At 67.0% G+C, this 24075-nt stretch carries 23 protein-coding genes; 6 read left to right on the top strand and 17 right to left on the bottom strand.

Annotated elements, in window-relative coordinates; all coding sequences use genetic code 11:
- The first annotated feature begins 40 nt into the window (after nt 1-40).
- Nucleotides 41-1015, top strand: a complete 975-nt coding sequence (locus tag CFB39_RS23315) for a LysR family transcriptional regulator (RefSeq protein ID WP_089474609.1) — start codon at nt 41-43, stop codon at nt 1013-1015.
- A gap of 27 nt (nt 1016-1042) precedes the next feature.
- On the opposite strand, the gene CFB39_RS23310 is transcribed toward CFB39_RS23315, so the two are convergent.
- Nucleotides 1043-1414, bottom strand: coding sequence for an MAPEG family protein (locus tag CFB39_RS23310; protein ID WP_089474608.1), 372 nt, complete (start codon nt 1412-1414; stop codon nt 1043-1045).
- Nucleotides 1415-1715: 301 nt separating this feature from the next.
- On the opposite strand from CFB39_RS23310, the gene alr reads away from it, so the two are divergent.
- A complete protein-coding gene (gene alr / locus CFB39_RS23305) occupies nt 1716-2837 on the top strand; it encodes an alanine racemase (protein WP_089474607.1) in 1122 nt (373 codons plus the stop codon).
- Between the two features lie 153 nt (nt 2838-2990).
- On the opposite strand, the gene CFB39_RS23300 is transcribed toward alr, so the two are convergent.
- The 4 genes from CFB39_RS23300 to CFB39_RS23285 form a co-directional block, all read right to left on the bottom strand.
- Nucleotides 2991-3785 carry an enoyl-CoA hydratase gene (locus CFB39_RS23300; protein WP_089474606.1) on the bottom strand — a complete coding sequence of 265 codons (795 nt, stop codon included), beginning with the start codon at nt 3783-3785 and terminating at the stop codon, nt 2991-2993.
- A 144-nt stretch (nt 3786-3929) separates the two neighbouring features.
- Nucleotides 3930-4382 carry a DUF3592 domain-containing protein gene (locus CFB39_RS23295; protein ID WP_089474605.1) on the bottom strand — a complete coding sequence of 151 codons (453 nt, stop codon included), beginning with the start codon at nt 4380-4382 and terminating at the stop codon, nt 3930-3932.
- A gap of 10 nt (nt 4383-4392) precedes the next feature.
- A complete protein-coding gene (locus CFB39_RS23290; protein ID WP_089474604.1) occupies nt 4393-4980 on the bottom strand; it encodes a hypothetical protein in 588 nt (195 codons plus the stop codon).
- A gap of 144 nt (nt 4981-5124) precedes the next feature.
- Complete coding sequence (locus CFB39_RS23285; protein WP_089474603.1) at nt 5125-6030, bottom strand: LysR family transcriptional regulator; 906 nt, start codon at nt 6028-6030, stop codon at nt 5125-5127.
- 90 nt (nt 6031-6120) lie between these two features.
- Here CFB39_RS23285 and CFB39_RS23280 point away from each other — a divergent pair, with 90 nt between their 5' ends.
- Nucleotides 6121-6651: a DMT family transporter gene (locus CFB39_RS23280; protein ID WP_089429130.1), complete on the top strand. Its 531-nt coding sequence runs from the start codon at nt 6121-6123 to the stop codon at nt 6649-6651.
- Nucleotides 6652-6691: 40 nt separating this feature from the next.
- On the opposite strand, the gene CFB39_RS23275 is transcribed toward CFB39_RS23280, so the two are convergent.
- From CFB39_RS23275 to CFB39_RS23230, 9 genes are all read right to left on the bottom strand, one after another.
- The gene (locus CFB39_RS23275) at nt 6692-7057 is read right to left on the bottom strand and encodes a response regulator (RefSeq protein WP_011355572.1); all 366 of its coding nucleotides are present in this window, start codon (nt 7055-7057) and stop codon (nt 6692-6694) included.
- A gap of 40 nt (nt 7058-7097) precedes the next feature.
- A complete protein-coding gene (locus tag CFB39_RS23270) occupies nt 7098-8057 on the bottom strand; it encodes a chemotaxis protein CheX (protein ID WP_089474602.1) in 960 nt (319 codons plus the stop codon).
- A gap of 32 nt (nt 8058-8089) precedes the next feature.
- The gene (locus CFB39_RS23265; RefSeq protein WP_089474601.1) at nt 8090-8671 is read right to left on the bottom strand and encodes a hypothetical protein; all 582 of its coding nucleotides are present in this window, start codon (nt 8669-8671) and stop codon (nt 8090-8092) included.
- Nucleotides 8668-9396 carry a methyl-accepting chemotaxis protein gene (locus CFB39_RS23260; protein ID WP_089475639.1) on the bottom strand — a complete coding sequence of 243 codons (729 nt, stop codon included), beginning with the start codon at nt 9394-9396 and terminating at the stop codon, nt 8668-8670. The genes CFB39_RS23265 and CFB39_RS23260 overlap by 4 nt, the downstream gene beginning before the upstream one ends.
- Nucleotides 9397-9418: 22 nt before the next feature.
- Nucleotides 9419-11800, bottom strand: coding sequence for an MCP four helix bundle domain-containing protein (locus tag CFB39_RS23255; RefSeq protein WP_089474600.1), 2382 nt, complete (start codon nt 11798-11800; stop codon nt 9419-9421).
- 457 nt (nt 11801-12257) lie between these two features.
- Nucleotides 12258-13988 (bottom strand): cation acetate symporter, encoded by a 1731-nt coding sequence (locus tag CFB39_RS23245; protein ID WP_089474598.1) that lies wholly within the window; start codon nt 13986-13988, stop codon nt 12258-12260.
- Nucleotides 13985-14293 (bottom strand): DUF485 domain-containing protein, encoded by a 309-nt coding sequence (locus CFB39_RS23240; protein ID WP_043179330.1) that lies wholly within the window; start codon nt 14291-14293, stop codon nt 13985-13987. The genes CFB39_RS23245 and CFB39_RS23240 overlap by 4 nt, the downstream gene beginning before the upstream one ends.
- 286 nt (nt 14294-14579) lie before the next feature.
- Nucleotides 14580-14987 (bottom strand): type II toxin-antitoxin system VapC family toxin, encoded by a 408-nt coding sequence (locus tag CFB39_RS23235; RefSeq protein ID WP_089474597.1) that lies wholly within the window; start codon nt 14985-14987, stop codon nt 14580-14582.
- The gene (locus CFB39_RS23230) at nt 14984-15226 is read right to left on the bottom strand and encodes an antitoxin (RefSeq protein WP_089474596.1); all 243 of its coding nucleotides are present in this window, start codon (nt 15224-15226) and stop codon (nt 14984-14986) included. The genes CFB39_RS23235 and CFB39_RS23230 overlap by 4 nt, the downstream gene beginning before the upstream one ends.
- Nucleotides 15227-15440: 214 nt before the next feature.
- Between CFB39_RS23230 and CFB39_RS23225 the strand changes: the two genes are divergently transcribed.
- Nucleotides 15441-16124, top strand: coding sequence for an alpha/beta hydrolase (locus CFB39_RS23225; RefSeq protein ID WP_089474595.1), 684 nt, complete (start codon nt 15441-15443; stop codon nt 16122-16124).
- A 61-nt stretch (nt 16125-16185) separates the two neighbouring features.
- On the opposite strand, the gene CFB39_RS23220 is transcribed toward CFB39_RS23225, so the two are convergent.
- Together CFB39_RS23220 and CFB39_RS23215 are read right to left on the bottom strand one after the other, a co-directional pair.
- Nucleotides 16186-17697, bottom strand: a complete 1512-nt coding sequence (locus CFB39_RS23220) for an amino acid permease (protein WP_089474594.1) — start codon at nt 17695-17697, stop codon at nt 16186-16188.
- A 108-nt stretch (nt 17698-17805) separates the two neighbouring features.
- A complete protein-coding gene (locus CFB39_RS23215; protein WP_089474593.1) occupies nt 17806-19212 on the bottom strand; it encodes an aspartate ammonia-lyase in 1407 nt (468 codons plus the stop codon).
- 142 nt (nt 19213-19354) lie between these two features.
- Here CFB39_RS23215 and CFB39_RS23210 point away from each other — a divergent pair, with 142 nt between their 5' ends.
- Entirely contained in the window at nt 19355-20329 is a 975-nt protein-coding gene (locus CFB39_RS23210; RefSeq protein WP_089474592.1) for a LysR family transcriptional regulator, read from the top strand.
- Nucleotides 20330-20417: 88 nt separating this feature from the next.
- Here CFB39_RS23210 and CFB39_RS23205 read toward each other — a convergent pair whose 3' ends face one another.
- The gene (locus CFB39_RS23205; protein ID WP_089474591.1) at nt 20418-21482 is read right to left on the bottom strand and encodes an asparaginase; all 1065 of its coding nucleotides are present in this window, start codon (nt 21480-21482) and stop codon (nt 20418-20420) included.
- Between the two features lie 322 nt (nt 21483-21804).
- On the opposite strand from CFB39_RS23205, the gene CFB39_RS23200 reads away from it, so the two are divergent.
- Nucleotides 21805-24051, top strand: coding sequence for a TonB-dependent siderophore receptor (locus CFB39_RS23200; protein ID WP_089474590.1), 2247 nt, complete (start codon nt 21805-21807; stop codon nt 24049-24051).
- Nucleotides 24052-24075 lie beyond the last annotated feature (24 nt).

The following is a 24075-nucleotide window of genomic DNA, read 5'->3' as shown; positions in this document are numbered from 1 at the left end:
TGATTTTTCAACGGGTGTTGAGTCAACTACAATACCCCGCATGTCGCACCTCCCTCCCCTCAGCGCATTGCGAGCTTTCGAGGCGGCCGTCCGCCTCGGCGGATTCGCGCGCGCGGCGGCGGAGCTGAACGTGTCGACGAGTGCGGTCAGTCACCAGATTCGCGCGCTCGAGGCATCGCTCGGCGCGCGGCTGCTCGAACGCAGCACGGGGCTCGGCGGCATCAGCCTCACGCCGGCCGGCGCACGCCTGCTGCCGGCCGTCAGCGATGCGCTGTCGCGGCTCACCGACGCCTGTGCCGAGATTCGCGGCACCGCGCAACGGCTCACCGTATCCGCCAACGCGCCGTTTTCGGCGATGTGGCTCGCCCGCCGCCTCGCGGAATTCTCGTCGCTTCATCCCGACACGCCGCTGCATGCCGTCGTGCTCGACGACGAACCGGATTTCGCGCGCAGCGGCGTCGATCTGGCGATCGTGCACGTGCCCGCGCACCGGCTGCAGGCCGACGACGACATCCTGCTGCAGGAAACGGTGTTCCCGGTATGCAGCCCCGAACTGCATCCGTATGCGTCCGTGAACGTGTGCCGCTCCCGGCTGCTTCAGGAGATGCACGAGCACAGCCCCGAGATCGACTGGCGCAACTGGTCCACGGAGTTCGGCCTGCCGGGCGACTTCGAGACGAAGATCGTCCGCTACAGCAGTTTCAGCCAGGTCATCGGCGCGGCGGTCGGCGGCGCGGGCATCGCGCTCGGCCGCGCGCCGCTGATCGAGCCCGAGCTGCGCAGCGGGCGCCTCGTGCCACTGAGGCCGGGCCTCGAACGCGCCGCGTCGTGGCGCTTCGTGCTGCGCCGCAACCCGTCGACGCGGCACCGGCTGCTCGATCCGCTGATCGCGTTCCTGCGCCGCGAAGCGGAAGCCGACGCGGAAGCGGAAGCAGCGCCGATCGCGGGCCCGATCGTTGCGCCCGCATCCAACGACAGCCGCGTGCGCGGCACGGGCGGCGCGACCGGCAAGTAACGCGCCGGCCTCGCCCGCATGCGCCGCTTACGGCGCAGCGAAGAACAACGCCACCACGCACGCCATCCCGCCGAACCACACGAGCGAACGCAGCGACGCCCAGTTCAGCAGGTACAACAGCATATAGACGACACGGATCGCGACGAACGCCATCGCCAGCTGGTCGACGCGATGCACGTTCGCGCCGTTGTGCCATGCCACCACCAGCGCGGCCGTGAACAGCGCAAGCGCTTCCCACCCGTTCTGGTGCGCGGCCTGCGCGCGGGCGCGCCAGCCTTCGAGCTTCGCCAGATAGTCGCGCGGCGCGCGGTTGTCGTAGCCCTTGCGGGCCTTCGCGAGAAACGTCATCGAGAACGGCAACAGCGCCACGATGAACAGGCACAGCTGGGACGTCGTCATCAAAAGTCTCCTCCTTTATGATTACATTGATCAATGACAAGATCGCCGAGAGCTTAGCATTGCGTCGTGCTGTTCGCGCACCGGTTTTCTAGACGGGAGACTCGGCTGCACGGCCCGCCGACGGCCGCGGCCAGCCTGGTTCGGCACCAAAATTTCCACCAAATCATCGACAAAAACGTTAATTAAAACTGGTCGAACACCAATAAGATAGCGCTCAACACTGGCCCGGCGCGTTGTCGCGCCAGGCCGCCGAACCCGCGCCGCCGCGCGCGCCGAACGACATCCGATCCGAGACATCGCCATGCCCCGTCCCATCGTCGCCCATATCCGCCCTGACGCCGTCCGCCACAACCTCGACTTCATCCGCCGCACCGCCGCGCAATCGCGCGTGTGGGCCGTGATCAAGGCCAATGCGTACGGTCACGGCATCGAGCGGATCTACCCGGGCCTCGCCGCCGCCGACGGCATCGCGCTGCTCGATCTCGACGAAGCCGTGCGCGTGCGCGAACTCGGCTGGGACAAGCCCGTGCTGCTGCTCGAAGGGATCTTCGAGCCGGCCGACGTCGAGCTGGCCGATCGCCACCGCCTGACGGTGGCCGTGCACTGCGACGAGCAGCTCGACCTGCTGATCGCGGCGAAGCCGCAGCAGCCGATCGACATCCAGCTCAAGATGAACTCCGGGATGAACCGGCTCGGCTACCGCCCCGCCGTTTTCCGGGCCGCGTGGGAGCGCGCGGCGAGCGCGCCGTCGATCGGCAAGATCACGCTGATGATGCATTTCGCGAACGCCGACGAAGGCGAAGTGGACTGGCAGCTCGACCAGTTCGATGCGACCACCGCGGGGATTCCAGGCGAGCGCTCGACGTCGAATTCGGCCGCCGTGCTGTGGCATCCGCGCGCGCACCGCGACTGGGTGCGGCCCGGCACGATCCTGTACGGTGCGTCGCCGACGGGTGCGGCGCGGGCTATCGCCGACACGCCGCTGATGGCCGCGATGACGCTGACGAGCAAGATCATCGGTGTGCAGACACTGTCGCCGGAAGAGACCGTCGGCTACGGCCGCCGCTTCACGGCCGACCGGCCGATGCGGATCGGCGTCGTCGCGTGCGGCTATGCGGACGGCTATCCGCGCCACGCACCGACCGGCACGCCGATCGCGGTGGACGGCGTGATGACGCGCGTCGTCGGCCGTGTGTCGATGGACATGCTGACCGTCGACCTGACGCCATGCCCGAACGCTGGCATCGGATCGCCTGTCGAGCTGTGGGGCGACCAGGTGAAGGTGGATGACGTGGCGGAAGCCAGCGGCACGATCGGCTACGAGCTGATGTGCGCGCTCGCGCGCCGCGTGCCGGTCGTGATCGTGCCGCCGGGTGCGTCGAGCGAGCAGCCGACGCTGCGGACCGGGAGCTACGGGCGCTGACCGGCTTGGATGCGGCGGCGCACGTGCTGTTGCGTCGCCTGACGTGCGCTTCGGTTGCGGGTCGCCTCGGGCGGCCCGTTTGCTTTTCCGTGCGAGCGAATGGCGTGGGTGACGGCCCTTCCGCTTCGCTCGCCGCACTCCGTTAATAACGCACTACGAACGCCACGTCGGCTTGCGCTTCTCGAGGAACGCGTCGATCCCTTCGCCGGCATCCTCTTCCATCATGTTGCGCGCCATCACGTCGCCCGCATACGCATAGGCTTCGTCGAGCGGCAACTCGCGCTGGCGATAGAACATCTGCTTGCCGACCCGCACCGCGGCCGGGCTCTTCGCGACGATCTCCGCGACCTTGCGTGCAACGGCCGCATCGAGCGCATCCTCGGGCACGGCCTCGTTGACGAGGCCCCACGCGGCGGCCGTTGCCGCATCGACGAAGCGCCCGGTCACGAGCATGTCGAATGCGCGCTTCGCCGTGACGTTGCGGCTCAACGCAACGGCCGGCGTCGCACAGAACAGCCCGACGTTGATGCCCGATACCGCGAAGCGCGCAGTATCGGCCGCGATCGCCAGGTCGCACGCGGCGACGAGCTGGCAGCCGGCCGCCGTCGCGATGCCCTGCACGCGCGCGATCACCGGCACCGGTAACGCGCGCATCGCAAGCATCACGCGGCTGCACTGCGCAAACAGCGTGCGGTAGTAATCGAGTTCGGGCTTGCTGCGCATCTGCCGCAGGTCGTGGCCCGCGCAGAACGCCTTGCCTTCCGCGGCCAGCACGACGCAGCGCACGTGCGGATCGGCAGCCAGCGACTCGAACGCATCGTGCAGGCTCGAGAGCATCGCCTCGGACAATGCGTTGAACTGCTGCGGGCGGTTCAGCCGCAGCGTGACGACGCCGTCGTGCGCGTCGCGCAACAGGATCGGCTCGGCAGTCTCTTGATCGGATTTCATGATGTTCCGCTCGATGGGGTTCGGCAGGATTCGATGCGGCGCGAACGCGCGGCGATGATGCGTGCACGTTCACGGCACCGTGATGATGAAATGCTCCTCCACATTCCGTGCGACGTCCAGTCGGGGTGCAGCAGGCTCACACGGTCATGTCCGCTTGCGCCCGCCGCGCCACGCGCGCACGCCCGAGCGCAGTTGACTGGCGCCGACGAGAAAAAAGACGGCGCCCATCCCGCCGAAGGTCAGTACGCTCCCCCAGATTGCGCCGAACGTATTCATCCGCGCCGTCATATGGGGCGCGTCCGGTGCGTAGCGCACCTCGACCGTCGCGCCCTCCTCCACGCTGACCTCGCCGCCCTGCGGGTATTCGACGTGCTCGCCCGCGAGCGTCGTGAACGCGATCTCCGGATGATGCGGGCCCGCGTTCAGCTTGATGACCCGCCCCGGCACGACGACCGACGTCCGCAGGAATTCGCGCGTCGACTGCGCGTACAGGGCAGCGCCGATCAGCAGGCACGTACCGACGATGGTAAAGACGACGCCCTTCGCGATCAGCGTTTCCGTCTGCTGCGCGTCGGTGCGACCGGACCCGGACACCATTGCGCTCACCTCAAGGTCGCGACTGCTGGAACGACACGTCGATCTTCGACTTCGTCTTGCAGCGGTACATCACCCCGCGCCCCGTTTCGTCGGTCACGCCTTCGTACGGGCCGTTGCAGCCGGTGATCCTGTACGTCGCGAACGGAATGCGCTTGCCGTCCTGCGGCCGGACCAGCACCGGGATGCGCCCCGTCGGGCCGTCGCCGATCGTGCGGACGAGCACCATGCGAGCCGCATCGATCGGCGCCGAGGAACGCATGTAGGCCGTGCGCCCTTGTGCGTCGGTCGATCCTTCGACTTCGAGTTCACGGTTGTCCTGGGCCGCGCTCGTGTACAGCGCGAACGCATAGCGCGTGTTCGGCAGCGGCTGCTTCGTCGCGGGATCGTGCAGCACGAAGTAGCACCCGTTGACGCCCTTCCCGGCCGTCACCAGCCCATCGGCCTGCGTGGGGTTGCACGTGTATGACGAACCGCTGCTGACGGCAGCCTGTTGGGCATTCGGCTGCCCGGTGGTGTTCGCGCATCCGCCGGCCAGCGCGGCCATCAGCGTCACGCATGCGCCGCGCGCGAGCGCTGCCCGATCGATCTTGATTGTCATGGGAAGGTGTCCCGTTCCTGATTGTTGTGGATGCCGTGCGTGCCGCGCAGGTCGCGCAGGCACGCCGCCCTCGGCATCCGGCAGGATACGGAGATCGCGGCGCGCTGTAAATTGCACGCGCGTCCCGCCGGCCACACCGCGCGGCTACCCGCCGCTCGCGACGCGCGCGATCGTCTGCCGCAGCCAGATGTGCGCGGCGTCGCCGTGCCGGCGCTCGTGCCAGTGCTGCGCGAACTCGAACGAATCGATCGGGAACGGCGGCTCGAACACGCGCAGCCGCGCATCGTCGCGCACGCGGTCGAGGTTGCGCCGCGCGACGGTCAGCACGAGGTCGGTGCCGGCGATCAGGTCGTTCGCCACTCCCCAGAACGGCAGGATCACCGCGATGTGCCGCTCGCGCCGTAGCCGCGCGAGCGCGCGATCGACTTCGTTGTCCATCCCGTCGCGCATCGCAACGAGCGCATGCGGCCGCGCGAGCCACGCATCGAGCGCGAGTTCGCCGCGGCGCGGCAGGCGGCTCGCATCGGCCACGCACGCGAACGATTCGACGAACAACGGTTGCGCGTGCAGGTCGCGCTGCATCGCGGGCAACACGCCGAGCGCGAGATCGACCTCACCGTCCATCAGCTGCATCCGCATCGCCTCGCGGGTGGCCTGCGACACGATCAGCTCGATGCCCGGCGCGTCGGCACGCAGCGTCTTCACGAGCGCCGGCAGCACGATCCGCGCGCCGTAGTCGGACATCGCGATGCGAAACACGCGCGTGGCCGCGGACGGATCGAACGCCGGCGGCTCGATCAGCGCGCCGAGCCGGCCGAGGACGTCGTTCAGCGGCTCGACCAGTTCGTTCGCACGCGCGGTGAGTTCGAGCCGGCCCGCGCGCCGCACGAGCAACGGATCGCCGAAGATGTCGCGCAGCCGCGCGAGCGCATGGCTCACGGCCGGTTGACTGCGGTGCAGCCGGACGGCGGCACGCGAGATGTGTTTTTCGCTCAGCAACACATGCAGCGTCACGAGCAGGTTCAGGTCGATGCGGGCCAGATTATTCATGAAAGGAATATGAAGCATCCGAAGAACGAATTTCCATTCGTGATCTTAATGGACAACAATCATTTCAACATCCTTTCACGACCGACCAAGATGACGACTTCCCTGTCCTTCGCCACCCTTCCGCTCGCCGTCGCGGCCTTCGTCGCCGGCGCGCTCGTGCCGCTGCAAGGCGGCAGCAACGCCGCGCTGGGGCGCGCGCTCGGCCACCCGCTGTGGGCGAGCGTCGCGTCGCTGACGGTGAGCCTGCTCGCGGTGCTGCCCGTGCTGCTGGCGACGCGTGCGAACGCGCCGCTCGTCGGCGACGCGCTGCAGCGCCCGCTGTGGATGTGGCTCGGCGGCCTCGCGGGCGTGATCTACATCACGCTCGCGCTGATCCTGACGCCGCGGCTCGGCGCGACGACCTTCATCGTCTGCGTCGTCGCCGGGCAAATGCTCGCGTCGCTGCTGATCGATCACTACGGGCTGATGGGGCTCGCGCAACGGCTCGCGACCCCCGGCCGCATCGCGGGCGTCGCGCTGATCTTCGCGGGAATGATCGTCGTGCAATGGCAGACGCCCGCGCCGCGCGTGCCGGCCGCGACCGGCGACGCGGCGGCCGCGCAACCCGAACCGCAGCGCTGAATGCGCGGGCGGGCGCGGGTGCGCCGCCGCCCGACGGGCGTCAGCCCGCGAGCTTCTTCAGCGCGTCGAGCACCGCGTCGCCCTTGAACGGCTTCACGATCCAGCCCTTCACGCCGGCGGCCTTGCCGCGCTCCTTCATCGCCGGGCTGCTTTCGGTCGTCAGCATCACGACGTTGACGGTCGAATTCGCCAGTTCGCCGCGGATCTTCTCGACCATCGTCAGGCCGTCCATGTTCGGCATGTTCACGTCGCTGATCACGAGGCGCACGCCGGGCGTCGCCTTGAGCTTCGCGAGCCCGTCCTTGCCGTCGACGGCCGTCGCGACGTCGAGCCCGTGATTGCGCAGGAAGCCCGCGACTTCGTCGCGCACCGTGCCCGAATCGTCGACCACCAGAATCTTTGCCATGTCGTATTCCCCTTCCTTTCCTTGTTGCTGACTTCAGTCTTCAAAACAGTTCGAGTTCACCCGATTCGACCATCGGCCCCACGTCCTGCACCGATTCACGGAAATCCTCCGGCGACCAGCTCAGGCTGAACACGAAGCGCTGGTCGAGGCACACCGAGCGCCCCGATGCCGGATCGGTCATCCGGTACTTGAAGCAGAGTTGCGGGCAGTCGCCGCCGAACGAGATGAACTTCTGCTTGTGATTGACGACGAGCGGCACCTGCACCGGATGGCGCGCCAGCGCCTCGGCGTCGCCGAGATAGCGGTTCTTGAACGCGCCCCACACGAGGTTGGTCAGCTCGCCGAGCACGCTGTTCACGTCGCGGAAATCCGGCGCGCGGCCGCCTTCGCGCGTGCCGCCAATCATGTCGAGCAGCGGCTGCTCGCTCGTCTGCAGCAGCATGTAGCCGCGGCACCACGCGCTTTCGAGCGCGATCAGGCTGAACACTTCGCCGAAGATGATCTGGTCGCGCACGATGCACGGCGTTTCGTGCTCGATCGTCATGCCCGGGAACAGGCTGTCGATGCGCGCCTCGGTGATCTCCGAGATGCCGCGCACGAGTGCGTTCGGGTAGTCGCGGCCGAACAGGTATTCGTCGATCGCGCGCTTGAGCGGCGTCATGTCGTCCGCGACGTAGGCCGCGCATGCGACGCGCGCGAGCGCCTCCGGCAGCCCGTCGCGCGACGCGAGCGATTCGCGGCGCAGGATGATCGGCAATTCGGGGCGCAGCGCATCGATCTGCGTCGCGATGATCGCGCTCTCGGCCGGCGAACCGCCGTAATCCTCGGCCAGCAGGATCGCGCCGAGGTCGATGTTCGAGCGCAGCACCTTCAGCAACCGGCTGCGCCGCACGGTCAGGCCGACCAGGTTGTGCTCGTCGCAGAAGCGCTTGATCGCGTCGGCGTGCGCGCGACTGTCGTCGAGTACGAGCACCTTGCTGACGGGTTTGTCCAGGGTCATCTCAAGGTTTCCTCATGGTCGATCAGGGTCGGTCAGAACAGTTCGAGTTCGCCGCCGGTTTCCATCACGGCCGTCTCCGGCACATGGAAATCGACCGGCGCGTTCGCGCACACGCACAACGTCGCGCCGACCCGCACGTCGCCATCGAGCGTCAAGTCGTAGGCGGCCACGTAATCGGGCGAGAGCGCGTGCATGAAGTCGATGCTCGCGCCGCTCAGCAGGTAAGGCGTCGACATCCCGAGGTCGGGAAACGACGCGGTCAGCGCCTGGTTGATCGCGCCGCAACACAGGTTCGCGACTTCCATGAACGCGTCGGTCAACGATCGCTGGCTGTTCGCGCCCGCTGTCGCGCCGGCGAAATGGCGGCGCGTCGCGTCGTCGTCGCTGAAGCGCAGCGCGAGCAGCAGGCGGAAATGCAGTGCGGAGATCGTCAGCACAACCACATGTTCGGGCGCCTGCGGCTTCGATCGCGACTTCGCGTGCGCGTGGTCCGGCGCGTCGTGTTCGTGCCCGGCTCGCGGCCGGATGTCGCACGCGCCGCCTGCCGCGAGCCGCGTGCGCGCGGCATCGAAAAAGATCCGTTCGAAGCCCGCTTTCGCCTGCGCGCTGATCACGCCGCGCCTCCTTCGATCCGCGCGTGCAGTTGCCCGGCCAGCGTCTCGACGGTCGCGAGCGCGGCCGTGATCATCTTGCCGCCGGCCTGGATGTCCTGGAACGTCGCGGCCGTCACGAGATCGTTGCGGTTCAGGCTGTCACGATAGCTGTTCGACAGTTGCTGCGAGCGCGCGGCCAGCCCGCGCACCTCGCTCGCGACGATCGAGAAGCCGCGCCCGGCCGTGCCGGCGCGCGCGGCCTCGATCGACGCGTTCAGCGACACGATCGACACGTGCGCGACGATCGCCGACAGCTCCTGGTTCTTCGCGCGCATGTCCTGGTTCTGCGTGGTCAGCGAGATCATCTGCTCGTGCCAGCGCTCGAACGTGCCGGCGAGCCCGCGCAGCCGCGCGGCTTCGTCGGCGATCTTCAGCGCGTGCTGCGCGAGCGCCGCGCGATCGGCCGACAGCGCCTGCATCGCGTCGCGCTGCGAGCCGGCGGCGGACGTCTCGCGCGCCAGCGCATCCTCGAGCGCCGCCTCGCGCTGCGCCCATGCGTCGGCCGCCTCCGCATGCGCCGACTCGGCGTCGGCGACGCGCGCGTCGGCTGCGTCGAGCGCGCCACGCAACTGCGCCGTATCGCGCTCGTGCGCCGCGACGAACCGCGTGCGCGTCACGCGAAACACCACCGCCGCCACGATGGCGACGACGACACCGCCCGCCAGTGCGGCGGCCATCTGGATCATCCACGCCTGCCCGATCACGTCGTCACTCCGCCGCGCCGATGTCCGCGCTGCGCGCATGCTCGTGCACGACGCCCTGGGCGGCAACGTCCGCCGCGAAGCGGGCCGGCAGCGACACGATCGTCTCGAACGCGCGATACGGCGCGCCGACGCGATCGTCGGTGAAGCGCAGTGCGATGTCGCCGCCGTCGCGCTTCAGGAAGTTGCGCACCGCGTCCATGCCGACGCCGCGCCCCGACACTTCGGTCACCGTGCTCGCGGTCGAGAATCCCGGCCGGAAGATCAGCTCGGCCACCTCGTCGTCGGACAGCGCCGCGTCGTGGCCGGCATCGATCCAGCCGCGCTCGCGTGCGATGCCGCGAATCCGGTCGAGCGCGAGGCCGCGGCCGTCGTCGCTCAGCACGAACCACAGCTCGCCGCCGCCCACGCCGACCGCGATGTCGATCGTGCCGGACGCCGCCTTGCCGGCCGCGCGCCGCTCGTCGGACGATTCGATCCCGTGGTCCATCGAATTGCGCAGCAGGTGCATGAACACGTTCTTCAGCGTCGCGGCGATTTCGCTGCGCACGCGGTGGCCGTGGCTGTCGATATGCACGACCGGCGCCGGCTTGCCGAGCTCGGCCGCGAGCGACGGCAGCGACTCGATCACGCCGCCGAGCGCATCGCCGATGCCCTGCGTGCCGAGCTGGCTCAGCATGCGGCGCACGGCGTCGCGCGCCGCGTGCCAGTCGGACGCGTTCGCCGGATCGGCGCCGTCGAGCACGCGCAGGCTCTCGCTGATGTGTGCGCGTTCGACCATCAGGAAGTCGGCGCCCTGCACCGCTTCGCCGCTGCGACCGAGCGTGACCGCGTTGATCGTCGCGTAGTGCTCGACCGCGTCGCGCACGCGGGCCAGGTCGTCCATCAGCGCGTCGCGGTTCCACTCCGGGCCGCCGTCCGCGCGGCGCAGCGAGTCGTACGCCTGCTCCGCTTCGTGGACGATGTTGGTCAGGTGCTGGAGGCTGTACGTGCGCGCATTGCCCTTGATCGTGTGCATGTTGCGGAACAGCGCCGCGACGATCGAGTGATCGGCGCGCTCGTGCTGGCGAATCATCCGCTCGTTCTCGCTGAGGAAGCCCTTCGCGCTGTGGACGAAGTCGTGGAACTTGTCCTGGCTGATCGACAGAATCTCGCCGATCATTTCGAGGCGGCGCTGCTGCTCGCCGGCTTGCGCGGTCAGCTCGCGAATCTCGGTCACGTCGCGCACGCACAGCATCAGGCGCACGACCGTGTCGGTCTCGTCGGTGATCGCCGACCAGCTCAGGTCGAGCCACTTGTCGCGGCCGTCCGGCATCCGCTTCGCGACTTCGTTCACGAGCAGGTGCTCGTTGAACGCGAAGTTCATGCTGTCTTCGCCGAGGCATGCGTGCACGGCCGCATCGACCTGCGAGCGCGCGTCGGAACCGATGTTCGAGTCGTCGAACACGAGCGCCATCAGGTCGCGGCCCGCGATGTCGCTCGTCTCGAAGATGGTTTCGAGGTACGCCGAATACTCCGCATGCACGACGCCGCCCTCGACGACGGTCAGGATCCCCTGCTGCATGTTCTGCAGCATCGCCTGGATGTCGGCCGTCTTCTGCTTGAGCTGCGCCGAGTTCTCCTGGATCTTCTCGATCATCCCGTTGAACGCGACGATCGAATGGCCGATTTCGTCCATCCGGCCCACCGGCACGCGGCGCGTGAAATCCTGGCTCTTCGCGATCTCGCTCATCGCCGTCTGCATCCCGATCAGCGGGCGCGTGATCTGGCGATACAGCAGCAGGCCGAGCGCGGTCAGCAGCACGATCACCGTGCCGGCGACGCCCGCGATCGCGGTCGCCGTGGTCGACAGCATCCCGTTCAGCGCGCTGATCGCGTCGTCCTTCTGGCGGTTCTTCTCGACGCGCAGCGTGTCGACGATGCTTTCGAGTTCGTCGCGATACTGCGCGACGTTCGCGAACAGGTACGCCTGCGCCATCTCGGGCTTGCCGTCGGCCTTCATCTTCACGGTGTCGTCGATCGCCGCGAAATAGTTCGTGGCGCTCTCCTTCGCCTGCGAGACGAGCCCGACCTGCGCCTGGCCGACCGCCGACTTCGCCTGCACGTCGAGCGCGGCGCGCAGCGCGCCCTGCTTCGCCTTCAGCTCGTCGCGCGCCTGCGCGGCGGTGTTCGCGTCGGGCGCATAGACGAGCGTCATCGTCGCGATCTGGATGTTCTTCACATCGGCGACGAGATCCGCCGACGCGAGCGCGCTCGGCACGATTCCCTGGGTGACCTGGCGTACCTCGGACGCGCTCTTGCGGGTCTGGTACACGGCATAGATGCCGATCGCGGACAGCGCGAAGAACGTCAGGACGACTAGCAGCGTAATGCGATGACGGATGGTCATGAGTACAGCTCCCCGCAGCGATCCGGCTTCGATCGCCGTTTGGTCTATTGAAAGAATGTGAGCGCCGAATTATCGGGGATGGTGTATGACGCTCCGATGACCGAAAATCATTCATTCATTGATAAAAATGAAATGAATAATTGTGACGAAAGCACCCTAAAGGTTTGCCGGGATCTGCCGTTAACCTCATGCCACAAGGCTTCGATCGGCGATCCTGCGCGGCCTTTGAATTCCAGGTTCGGATATTTTATTTTTATTTATTTAATCCGCGAATTAGCCGCAATCGGGCTTTCGTAAAACGTTTGCGCATTATCGACGAATTCAGTCGAATTCGCGATTTTTTATTGCCCTGGCGTGATTCTACGGACGGATGAAAACGATTCCGCCCGCCCCGGGGCCCGCGATGCGATGAACTGCATCGTGGGCCCCGGCGCGGGCGTGAGCGACCAACGACCGGTCAGTGGCTGCTGGCGCGCGTCGCCCCCAGCCCCGTTTCCGAACGCACCTGCTGCGCGGCGAACGCGCCCTTCTCCGCCTTCGCGCGCAGGCTCGTGTCGAGCACCGAGAACAGCCACACGCCGACGAAGCCGATCGTCATCGAGAACAACGCGGGCGACGTGTACGGGAACCACGCCGAACCCTTCGGATAACCGAGCGTCGCCTCCCACACCGACGGCGACACGATCGTCAGCCCCACCGACGAGACCAGCCCGAGGAAGCCGCCGATGACCGCCCCACGCGTGGTGCAGCCCTTCCACATCATCGACAGGAACAGCACCGGGAAATTGGCCGATGCCGCCACGGCAAACGCCAGCGACACCATGAACGCGACGTTCTGCTTCTCGAACGCGATGCCCAGCAGCACGGCGATCACGCCGAGCACCAGCGTCGTGATGCGCGACACCTTCAGCTCGTCCGCACTGTTGGCCTTGCCGTTCTTGAAGACGGTCGCATAGAGATCGTGCGACACTGCGGACGCACCCGACAGCGTGAGCCCGGCCACCACCGCCAGGATCGTCGCGAACGCCACGGCCGAGATGAAGCCGTAGAACACGTCGCCGCCCACCGCCTTGGCCACCAGCACCGCGGCCATGTTGGCCGTGCCCGCGCCGCCCTTGATCACGCCCTTGGCCACGTCGGCCAGTTCCGGATTGGTCAGCACCAGCGTGATCGCACCGAAGCCGATGATGAAGATCAGCACGTAGAAGTAGCCGATCCACGTGGTGGCCCAGAACACGGATTTACGCGCTTCCTTCGCATCCGGCACCGTGAAGAAGCGCATCAGGATGTGCGGCAGGCCGGCGGTGCCGAACATCAGCGCCATGCCGAACGAAATGGCCGAGATCGGATCCTTGATGAACCCGCCCGGCGACATCACCGACAGCCCGATTCGCGTCGCGTCGTCCGGCGACTTGCCGGCGTTCGCGGCGATCGCGGTCTTGACTTCCACGGCATGGGCGAACAGCGCCTCCGGGCTGAAGCCGTACTGCGCGAGCACCATGATCGCCATGAAGGTCACGCCCGCGAGCAGCATGCACGCCTTGATGATCTGCACCCAGGTGGTGGCCGTCATGCCGCCGAACAGCACGTAGACCATCATCAGCGCGCCGACGATGACGACCGCCACCCAGTAGTCGAGACCGAACAGCAGCTTGATGAGCTGCCCCGCGCCCACCATCTGCGCGATCAGGTAGAACGCCACCACCACCAGCGTGCCGATCGCGGCGAAGCTGCGGATCGGCCCCTGCTCGAAGCGATAGCCCGCGACGTCGGCGAAGGTGAACTTGCCGAGGTTGCGCAGCCGCTCGGCCATCAGGAACGTGATGATCGGCCAGCCGACCAGGAAGCCGATCGAGTAGATCAGGCCGTCGTAGCCCGACGTCATCACCGCCGCGGAGATGCCGAGGAAGGATGCCGCCGACATGTAGTCGCCCGAGATCGCCAGCCCGTTCTGGAACCCGGTAATGCCGCCGCCGGCCGTGTAGAAATCCGCCGCGGAACGCGTGCGCGACGCCGCCCACTTGGTGATCCACAACGTCCCGGCCACGAACAGCGCGAACAGGACGATGGCCGTGGTGTTGGTGGCCTGCTTGGCGGTCTGCCCGACATCGCCGCCGCCCGCGACGGCCACGCCGCACACGCCCACGGCCAGCAGCGCGACCAGCGTCATCGAAAGTGTCTTCTTCATTGGGCGACGTCCTGCAGGATGTCCTGCGTCAGTTGATCGTATTCGTTGTTCGCGCGGCGCACGTAGATGCCGGTGATGACGACGGTGAATACGATCACCGCCATGCCGACCGGTACGCCGACGCTCGTCACGCCGGTGCTCACCGGCTTCGCGAGGAACGACTTGTCGAATGCGATCAGTGCGATGTAGCCGTAGTACACGATCAGCATCAGCACGGTCAGGCAGATACCGAGCGTGTTGCGCCGTCGCTTGAGCTGCGCATACTTCGGATGCGCTTCGATTTTTTTCACCAACCCATCATGCATCGCCTGTCTCCTGGTTTGCTTTTTGAATGAGTGTGGCGATTCTGAAGAGCGAAGCTGACTGCGGGCTTACTCGGTCTTGCGTGTGCGCGCTATGGTTTTCCCTAGCGGCAGGGGGTGCTGCCGCACGCGGGGCACTGGATGCGTGTGCGGGGCGCGCTGCAACGGCGATGCGGTTTCAGCGTAACGATGCGGGTTAGTCAGGACGCAATTTATCGATAGTCCTCAATAAACGGACATTTCCGCGCAAGGACAGTCACTCGCATCGATCGATGCGAACTAGACGCGATCAGTTTTCACGCGCTTCGGCGAGCCAATCCTCGACCTGCAGCCCCGGGACTCGCGCAAACTCGCGCACGTTATGGGTGACGAGCACCAGACGCCGCGCGCGTGCCTGCCCGGCGATCAACGCATCGTACGGACCGATCGGGGTGCCCGCCGCAGTCAGATGCGCACGAATCTCGCCGGCGTGCTGAGCATCTTCGACATCGAACGACACCCCCTCGAACTGAAGTGCCTCGACACGTGCCACGTTCGCAGCCGCTCTCTGGCTCTTGTAGGCGCCGTAATAGAGTTCATGCGCGACGATCGCCGGCATGCCGAAATCTGCTGGCTGATACGTGCGCAGCCGGGCCAGCATGGCCGGCTCGCCTTTCAGGATGGCGATTACCGCGTTGGTATCCAGCAGAAATTTCATTCAAATACGTCCAGATCCGGGCGTTCCTGAACGGCAGGCTCGGTCGTGGCGGCAGCTTCGAAATCGGCGTCGACCGGGCCGATCAGCGGCGTGAGCCAGGCCCAGTCTTGCGGCACGGGTTCAAGAATGACGGATGAACCGTGGCGACGAATCCGGACCTCGGTCGTGTCGAAGCGGAAATCCTTCGGCAGACGGACAGCCTGCGATCCGCCATGCTTGAAAATCTTGGCAGTATCCATCTTCGCCCCTCGCGTATCTACGAAATGTATCTATTTTAACCACTCCGCGCGCTGATGACGAGTCACCCGATCGGTATATGAACAACGAGCAACGTGGCGTCGCGGAACACCCGATTCATTCCTGCCAGGAAACAATCAATCGCACGCAGGCGATTCACGTCACCGCCCGCACGCCCTAGACTGTCGCATCGCTCCCCTTCCCGGACCCCACGCAATGACCGACGTCCTGCCGCTGACCACCGATCCCGAGTCGGGCCTCCAGTACCGGCTGCGCCCGGCCACCGGCCGCCCCGCTGCCCGCCTGTTGCTGCTGCATGGCGTCGGCGGCAACGAAACCAACCTGCTGAACCTGGCCGACGTCATCGATCCGCGCATCGAGATCGCCTTCCTGCGCGCCCCGCTCGCGTTCGGGCCCGACCAGCACGCATGGTTTCCGGTGCGCTTCGGCCCGAACGGCCCCGAAATCGACGCGGCCCGCGCGGACGCGAGCCGACTCAAGCTGATCACGCTGCTCCGCGGCTTCCGTGGCAACGATGACGCAGGCACCGCGTTGCCGACGGTGATTGCCGGCTTCAGCCAGGGCGGCATCATGAGCGCGAGCGTCGGCCTCACGTCGCCGCAGGACGTCACCGCATTTGCAGTGCTGTGCGGGCGCATCCTGCCCGAAATCGATCCGCTGATCGCGCCGCGCGATGCCCTTCGCCCGCTCCATGCGCTGATCGTGCACGGCCGCGCCGACGACAAGCTGCCCGTCGCGTGGGCCGACACCGCCGACGCGAAACTCACGGCGCTCGGCGTCGCGCACGATACGCGGCTGTACGCGGCCGGTCACGAGCTGACCGCGGAGATGGCCGGCGATTTCGGCCGCTGGGTCGGCGAACGCACCGGATTGAACTGACCGTCACGAGGCGCCGGGGCGCCGGCCGCGATCGCCCCGGCGCGCCCGGCGCATACCGTCTTCAGGCGCCCCGCACCGGATCGGCAACGGTGCGCGTGGCCGAAGATGCAAGCGCATCCGCCGCCTGCTCGCGCGCCGCACCACGCTTTGCCAGCTTCCAGCCGACCACCAGTGCGAGCACGACGACCGGAATCGTCGCGATGGTCCACGTACCGCCCGGATAGTCGAAGGCCATCAGCACCAGCACGCCGACGAGGAAGGCCAGCGTGAGCCACGACGTGAACGGCGCGCCGGGCATCCGGAACGACACGGCCTTCAGCTCGCCGCGATCGACCGCGCGACGGAACAGGATCTGGCACATGACAATGAAGCCCCACGTCGTGATGATCCCGAGCGACGCCATGTTCAGCACGATCTCGAACGCCTGCGCCGGCACGATGTAGTTCAGCGGCACGCCGATCGCATTGATCGCGACCGTGATCAGGATCCCGCCGTACGGCACGCCGCGTGCGTTCATCCGCGACACGAAGCGCGGCGCCGAGCCGCCCATCGCGAGCGAGCGCAGCACGCGCCCGGTCGAATAGAGGCCGGAGTTCAGGCTCGACAGCGCGGCGGTCAGCACCACGACGTTCATCACGGTGCCGACGTACGGCACGCCGAGCTTGCTGAAGAACGTCACGAACGGGCTTTCGTGCGCGCTGTACGCCGTCCACGGCAGCAGCATCGTCAACAGCACGACCGAGCCGACGTAGAACAGCGCGATGCGCCACATCACGCTGTTGATGGCTTTCGGCAAGACCTTGCGCGCATCGGCCGTCTCGCCCGCCGCGACGCCGACGAGCTCGATGCTCGCGTACGCGAACACGACGCCCTGCACGATCAGCACGGCCGGCAGGATGCCGTGCGGGAAGATCCCGCCGTGATCCGCGACCAGGTGAAGCCCCGGCATCTGCCCGGCGACCGGATGGCCGCTCGCGAGAAACACGGCGCCGACCGCGAGGAACACCGCGAGCGTCCCCACCTTGACGAGCGAGAACCAGAACTCCATCTCGCCGAACACCTTCACGCCGATCATGTTCATCACCGACACGATCCCGAGCGCGCCGAGCGCGAACACCCACTGCGGCACGTCCGTGAACACGGCCCAGTACTTCATGTAGATCGCGACCGCGGTGATGTCGACGATGCCGGTGGTCGCCCAGTTCAGGTAGTACATCCAGCCCGCGACGAACGAGGCGCGTTCGCCCATGAACTCCCGTGCATACGACACGAAGCTGCCGCTGGTCGGCCGGTGCATCACGAGCTCGCCGAGCGCGCGCATGATCAGGAACGCGAACACGCCGCAGACGAGGTACACGAGCGCGAGCGCCGGCCCCGCGTGCTGCAGGCGCCCGCCCGCACCGAGAAAGAGGCCGGTGCCGATCGCGCCGCCCATCGCGATCATCTGCACGTGCCGGGGCTTCAACTGCTTCGCATAGCCGGCTTCGTGCGACGCGAACATCGCATCCGGGTCGGCATGTCGGGAATCCGCGCCACCGGCCGAATCGGCCAGGCGCTCGCTGCTGTGGGTCATCGTGTGTCTCCGTTGTTTCTTGATGTGTCGCGCCCCGCGCGGGGGCGCGTCGGATGCAGTCGCATGCAAGCCGCCGGCGTCACGCACCGACGGCCCGCGCAGCCGGCGTCAAAGCACGCGCGGCCGGATCAGTGCTTCGGGTTGCAGCGCTTCCTCGACCTGCGCAGCGGTCATCCACTCGCGCTCCAGCACGACCTCGCGGATCGACTTGCCGGTCGCGTGCGCTTCGGCCGCCACGGCGGTCGCGCGCTTGTAGCCGATGTACGGGTTCAGCGCGGTCGCGAGCGCGACCGAGCGCTCCATCGTTTCGCGCAGCCGCTCGGGGTTCGCGGTGATCCCGCTCACGCAACGCTGCGCGAGCGTCGTGCAGGCGGCCGTCAGGTGGCTGAAGCTGCGGAACAGCGCGCTGGCGATCACCGGCTCGAACGCGTTCAACTGAAGCTGCCCGGCCTCGGCCGCGAAGGTGATGGTCAGGTCGTTGCCGAACACCTCGAAGGCAACCTGGTTGACGACTTCCGGGATCACCGGATTCACCTTGCCGGGCATGATCGACGAGCCGGCCTGCACGGGCGGCAGGTTGATCTCGCCGAACCCCGCGCGCGGGCCGCTCGACAGCAGCCGCAGGTCGTTGCAGATCTTCGACAGCTTCACGGCGATCCGCTTGAGCACGCCCGACACCTGCACGAACGCGCCGCAATCCTGGGTCGCTTCGATCAGGTTCGGCGCGGTGCTCAGGTCGAGCCCGGTAATGCGCCGCAGCGCCGCGAGCGCCTTCTCCGCGTACTGCGGATGCGCGGTGATCCCCGTGCCGATCGCGGTCGCGCCGAGGTTGATCTCGCGAATCAGCCAGCCGGCTTCCTGCAGGCGCGCGATGTCTTCCGTCAGCATCACCGCGTAGGTCGAGAATTCCTGGCCGAGCGTCATCGGCACCGCGTCCTGCAGCTGCGTGCGCCCGAGCTTCAGCAAGCCGGCGAACGCGTCGGCGCGCTCCGCGAACGCATCGCGCAGGCGCGCCATCGCTTCGAGCAGGTGCTCGACCGCGAAGCAGGTCGCCACGCGGATCGCGGTCGGATAGACGTCGTTGGTGCTCTGCGCGAGGTTCACGTGCTCGTTCGGATGCAGGTATTCGTACTGCCCGCGCGCGTGCCCCATGAGTTCGAGCGCGCGGTTGCAGATCACCTCGTTCGCGTTCATGTTGGTCGACGTGCCGGCCCCGCCCTGGATGATGTCGACGACGAACTGGTCGTGCAGGCGCCCTTCGCGGATCTCGACGCACGCGGCGGCGATCGCATCGCGGTACGGCCGCGGCAGCAGCCCGAGCTCGCAGTTCGCGTCGGCCGCGGCCTCCTTCACCGCGGCGAGCGCCATCACGAAGTACGGCAGCGACGCGATGGTGCGGCCCGAAATGTCGAAATTCTCCTTCGCGCGCAGCGTATGGACGCCGTAGTAGGCCTCATTCGGGATGCTTCGCTTACCTAAAAGATCCGCTTCGACGCGGAAGCCGTTTTCTGTCATCGTGCCCCTCCTGGATGTCTCGTGCCGCTCGTCGTGCGCCGCTTCCCGACGCGACGGGTTCGCATTCTATGCCTTTGCAAAAACAAGCTCACTTCTGTATTATCGAAAGCGGTTTTGCGTGGCACGCAACAATGAGAATCGGATGAAAAAAGGCGCGAGAGAAACCGGCATCGACCACATGGGCGCGATGCGCGCGTTCGTCAGAGTGGTCGAAACGGGGAGTTTTTCGGCGGTCGCCAAGGAGATGCACGTGTCGACGTCCACCGTCGCACGCAAGGTCACCGCGATCGAGGAGGCGCTCGGCGTCGCGCTGCTGCACCGCTCCACGCATAGCGTGACGCTCACCGAAGCCGGCCACATCTACCTGGAACGCGCCGTCACGCTGATCGCCGATCTCGACGACACCTTGCGCGTGGTCGCCGAGCTGAATGCGCAGCCGAGCGGCCCGCTGAAGCTCACCGCGCCGGTGGCGTTCGGCCGCCGCCATCTCGCGCCGCTGGTCGCGCCGTTCCTCGCGCGCTACCCGACGATCCAGCTCGACGTGCGGCTCACCGACAACCACAACGACCTCGTGGCCGGCGGCTTCGATCTCGACATTCACGAAGGCGAGAACTACCTGGACAACCTCGTCGTCCACCGCCTGTCGCGCAACGACAGCATCCTGTGCGCGACGCCCGGCTATCTCGACCGCTGCGGGCGCCCGGTCACGCCCGACGACCTCAAGCAACACAACTGCCTGCGCTACGTGCATCCGGAAGGCGATCCGCGCTGGGATCTCGTGAACGGCGACGCACATCACAGCGTGCTGCCGGCCGGCAACCTCGTCACCGACCATTCGGAGCTGCTGCTCGAAGCGACCTGCGCCGGGCTCGGCATCGCGGAGTTCGAGATCTGGCTGGTGCGCGACCTGCTCGCGAGCGGCCGGCTCGAAGCCGTGCTGCCGCGCTACCGGCTGCAGAACCGGCTGACGGGCGAATACATCTACATCGCGTATCTGGCGAACCGGCGCAGCTCGGCGAAGCTGCGCGTGCTGAAGGACTTCCTCGCGGAACACCTCGCGCATATCGGCGAGTTGTCGGCGCTGGAGCTGACGAAGATTCGCGGCGCGAGCGTGTAGCGCACGCGCCCTGGGTCGGGTTCGCGCCGCTGCGCATGGCCCGCGTCGCGGACCACCGGCAGCAGCGCATCCGCGCCGTTCAGGCCGATCAAGCCGCCCGCAATTCGAACGGGAACGTGGCGTGCCCGATCTCGACACCCTGCGTGTTGAGCATCCGCGGCCGATGGAAGCCGGCCAGCGGCGCGCGCTGCTCGGCCGTGCCGATCTGCAGCCGCTCGAGCAGCTCGCTGACGACCATGTAGAGCACGTCGAGATTGCCGTCCTCGATCTTCACCGAGATGCCGAGCGCGCCATCGGCGCCCAGCGCCCGCGTGCGCTCGGACGCCCGCACGCCGATCCCGTAGCACGCATCGGCGCCGAGCTTGCCGACCACCTGCCCGTCGAACGCGTTCATCAGCACCGTGCAATAGCGCCCTTCGCCGGCAACCAGCTCCGGATACGCGGTCATCGCATGATGAATGCGCGCCAGCGCGCGGACGCGATCGGTGATTGCGTCACCGCCCGCTTCCACCGTATCCGCCCCGTCGGCCAGCGACGCGTAAAGCCGCGCGAGCCGGTCCAGCGAAAACGCCGGCGTCGGCAGGTTGCACCCGTCGATGCCCCACTCGACCTCGTCGTCGCGCAGCCCGCACGCATCGGCCACCACGTGCTTCACGCGCACCTGCATCGGATGCTCGGGCAGATGGTAATCGGCGATCGCGGCGCCGATCGCCTGCGCGCCGGCCAGCATCCCGACGTGCTTGCCCGAACAGTTGCTGCACACGCCGGTCGGCGTGTAGTCGCGCTTGATCCACGCGCGGTACACCGCGTCCGACAACGGCGGATGGCCGCCGCAACGCAAGTCCGATTCGTGCGCGGCGACCTTGGCGAGCATCGCGCGCGCGCGTTCGATGTGCCGGTCCTCGCTGCTGTGCGACGCGCACATCAGCGCGATGTCCGCATCGTCGAAGCCGAAGCGCTCGGGCGCGCCCGTCTCGAGCACCGACAGCGCCTGCGCCGGCTTGGCCGCCGAGCGCGCGAGCGTCATCCGGAACGGATCGCCGAACCGGGCCAGCAGCCGGCCGCGTGCATCGACCACCGCCACATGGGCGACGTGCGTGTTCTCGATCGCATCGCCTCGGTACGTGACGACTGCTGCGCGTTGGGTGTCCATCTTGTGTTGTCTCCATGCTCGGGGCCTGCTTGCCGGGGCCCGTCCAACCGGTACGGCAGTGTATCGAGTCGTCGCCGCCGCGCACGGCCGGGGGATGGAAAGTGGTGTTGCACGCCACGCAAAGGCACGCCGCCCCCCACGAAAGCCTGACCAAATTAGTACAAAAACCATTCGATCGTTTACAGAATTAGTACCAATCCGTACAATTGCGACCGCAAACGCGAATCATACGCATTTACATTGACGTTTTCCGATGTTCCGTGCGGCCCGCCCGGCATCGAGAAGACGCACCTGCTCACCGAACCTTCTGCTGCCTCTCGATATGCCCGCCCAGTTCAAGACGAGGCCTCGCGCCCTCGTGTCGGCGCTGACCTGCTCCGTGTTCCTGACCCCGCTGCTCGCTTCCGCCGAAACCGCCCCTGCTCCCGCACCCGCACCCGCCGCCGGCCAGCCGGCCCCGTCCGCCGACGTGCAGGCGACGCTGCCGACGATCCACGTCCAGTCGACCGCGCCGTCGGACATGCAGGTGAAGCGTTCGCCGTCGTACAAGTTCACCGCGCCGCTGCTCGACACGCCGCGCTCGGTCACGGTGATCCCCGAGCAACTCATCAAGGAAAGGAACGTCACGTCGTTCGCGGACGCGCTGCGCTCGGTGCCGGGCATCACGTTCCTCGGCGGCGACGCGGCCGCGAACCCGTCGGCCGATCGCCCGGTGATCCGCGGCTTCGAATCGCGCAACTCGATCTTCGTCGACGGGATGCGCGACTCGGGGCTGCAAAACCGCGAAACGTTCGCGGTCGAGCAGATCAGCGTGATCAAGGGCCCCGATTCGGTCTACGCGGGCCGCGGCTCGGTGGGCGGCAGCATCGACATCGTCACGAAGACGCCGAAGAACGACAACTTCATCAACAGCAGCATCGGCTTCGGCACCGACGGCTACAAGCGCGCGACGGTCGACGCGAACCACAAGATCAACGACACGACGGCCGTGCGCCTGAACGTGATGGGTCACGACGCGAACCAGGCCGGCCGCAACGACGTGTACAACAAGCGCTGGGGCGTCGCGCCGTCGATCGTGTTCGGGCTGAATACGCCGACCACGGTCACGGTCAGCTACTACCACATGAACTCGTACGACATGCCGGACTTCAGCGTGCCGTTCCGCGCGTCGGGCGGCACGCCGGTGCCGACCGATCGCGGCCAGTTCTTCGGGCTGAACACGCGCGACTACCGCTACGGGCAGACCGACACCGCCCAGGTGCGCGTCGAGCACAAGCTCAATGACGACTGGAAACTGAAGAACACGACGATGTTCGGCCGCTCGACGCTCGATTACGTGGCGACGAATCCGCAGATCCTCGCGTCGAACCCGACCATGCTGAGCCTGCAGGCGAAGAGCGGCAAATACGCGCTCAACGGCTTCTCGAACCAGACCGAAGTGACCGGCAGCGCAAGCCTGTTCGGCATGAAGCACACGATGACGGCCGGCGTCGAGTTCAGCCATGAGCAGGCACGCTACGAGGGCTACCTCGTGTCGGATGCGGCCGGCAACAACATCCGCTCGGGCGGCCCGTGCTCGGTGGCCGGCAACTGCACGCCGCTCGCGGGCGGCTGGAACCCGAACATGCCGTGGACCGGCAACATCGTGCTGAACGGCGACAAGGGCTTCCCCGGCGCGACGACGAACACGCGCACCGACACGGTTTCCGCGTACCTCTTCGATACCGTGAAGCTGTCCGAGCGCTGGCAATTCAACACGGGGCTGCGCTTCGACCGCTACGACACGACCGGCAAGCAGGCCGGCGTGGCCGACCTGTCGAACACGTCGAACCTGTTCAGCTACCAGTTCGGCCTCGTGTTCAAGCCGGTGAGCAACGTGAGCCTGTATGCGTCGTACGGCACGTCGTCGAACCCGCCGGGTTCGAACGGCGGCCTTGGCGGCGGTACCGACCAGATCACCGCGACGAACCAGGATCTCGCACCGGAGCGCTCGCGCAACATCGAGATCGGCGCGAAGTGGGACGTGCTGCAGGACCAGCTGTCGCTGACGTCGGCGCTGTTCCAGACCGAGAAGACCAACGCGCGCGTGAGCGACGGCCTCGGTCACACGGTCAACGCGGGCAAGCAGCGCGTGCGCGGCGTCGAATTCGGCTTCGCGGGCAACTTGACGCCGAAGTGGCACGTGTTCGGCGGCTACTCGTACCTGAACGCGATCACGACCGACGCCGGCCCCGGCAGCCCGGGCGCATCGGGCCTGCCGATGGTGATGGTGCCGAAGCACAACTTCACGCTGTGGACGAGCTACGACGTGATGCCGAAGCTCACGCTCGGCGCGGGTGCGACGGTGATGAGCCAGACCTATGCGTCGGTGTCGGCGACGACGAAGAAATGGACGCCCGGCTACGCACGCTTCGACGCGGCCGCGACGTGGCGCGTGAACAAGACGATGGACGTGCAGCTCAACGTGCAGAACCTGTTCGACAAGAAGTATTACTCGAGCGCGTATCCGATCTACGCGACGTGGGCGCCGGGCCGTTCGGCGATGGTCACGCTCAACTTCTATCAGTAACGCGGTTGGCGGCGGGCGGGCGCG

This window comes from Burkholderia sp. AU6039 (assembly GCF_002223365.1).
GTDB lineage: Bacteria > Pseudomonadota > Gammaproteobacteria > Burkholderiales > Burkholderiaceae > Burkholderia.
The sequence above is the reverse complement of the archived record's forward strand: the minus strand, read 5'-3'. Positions and strand labels throughout refer to the sequence as shown.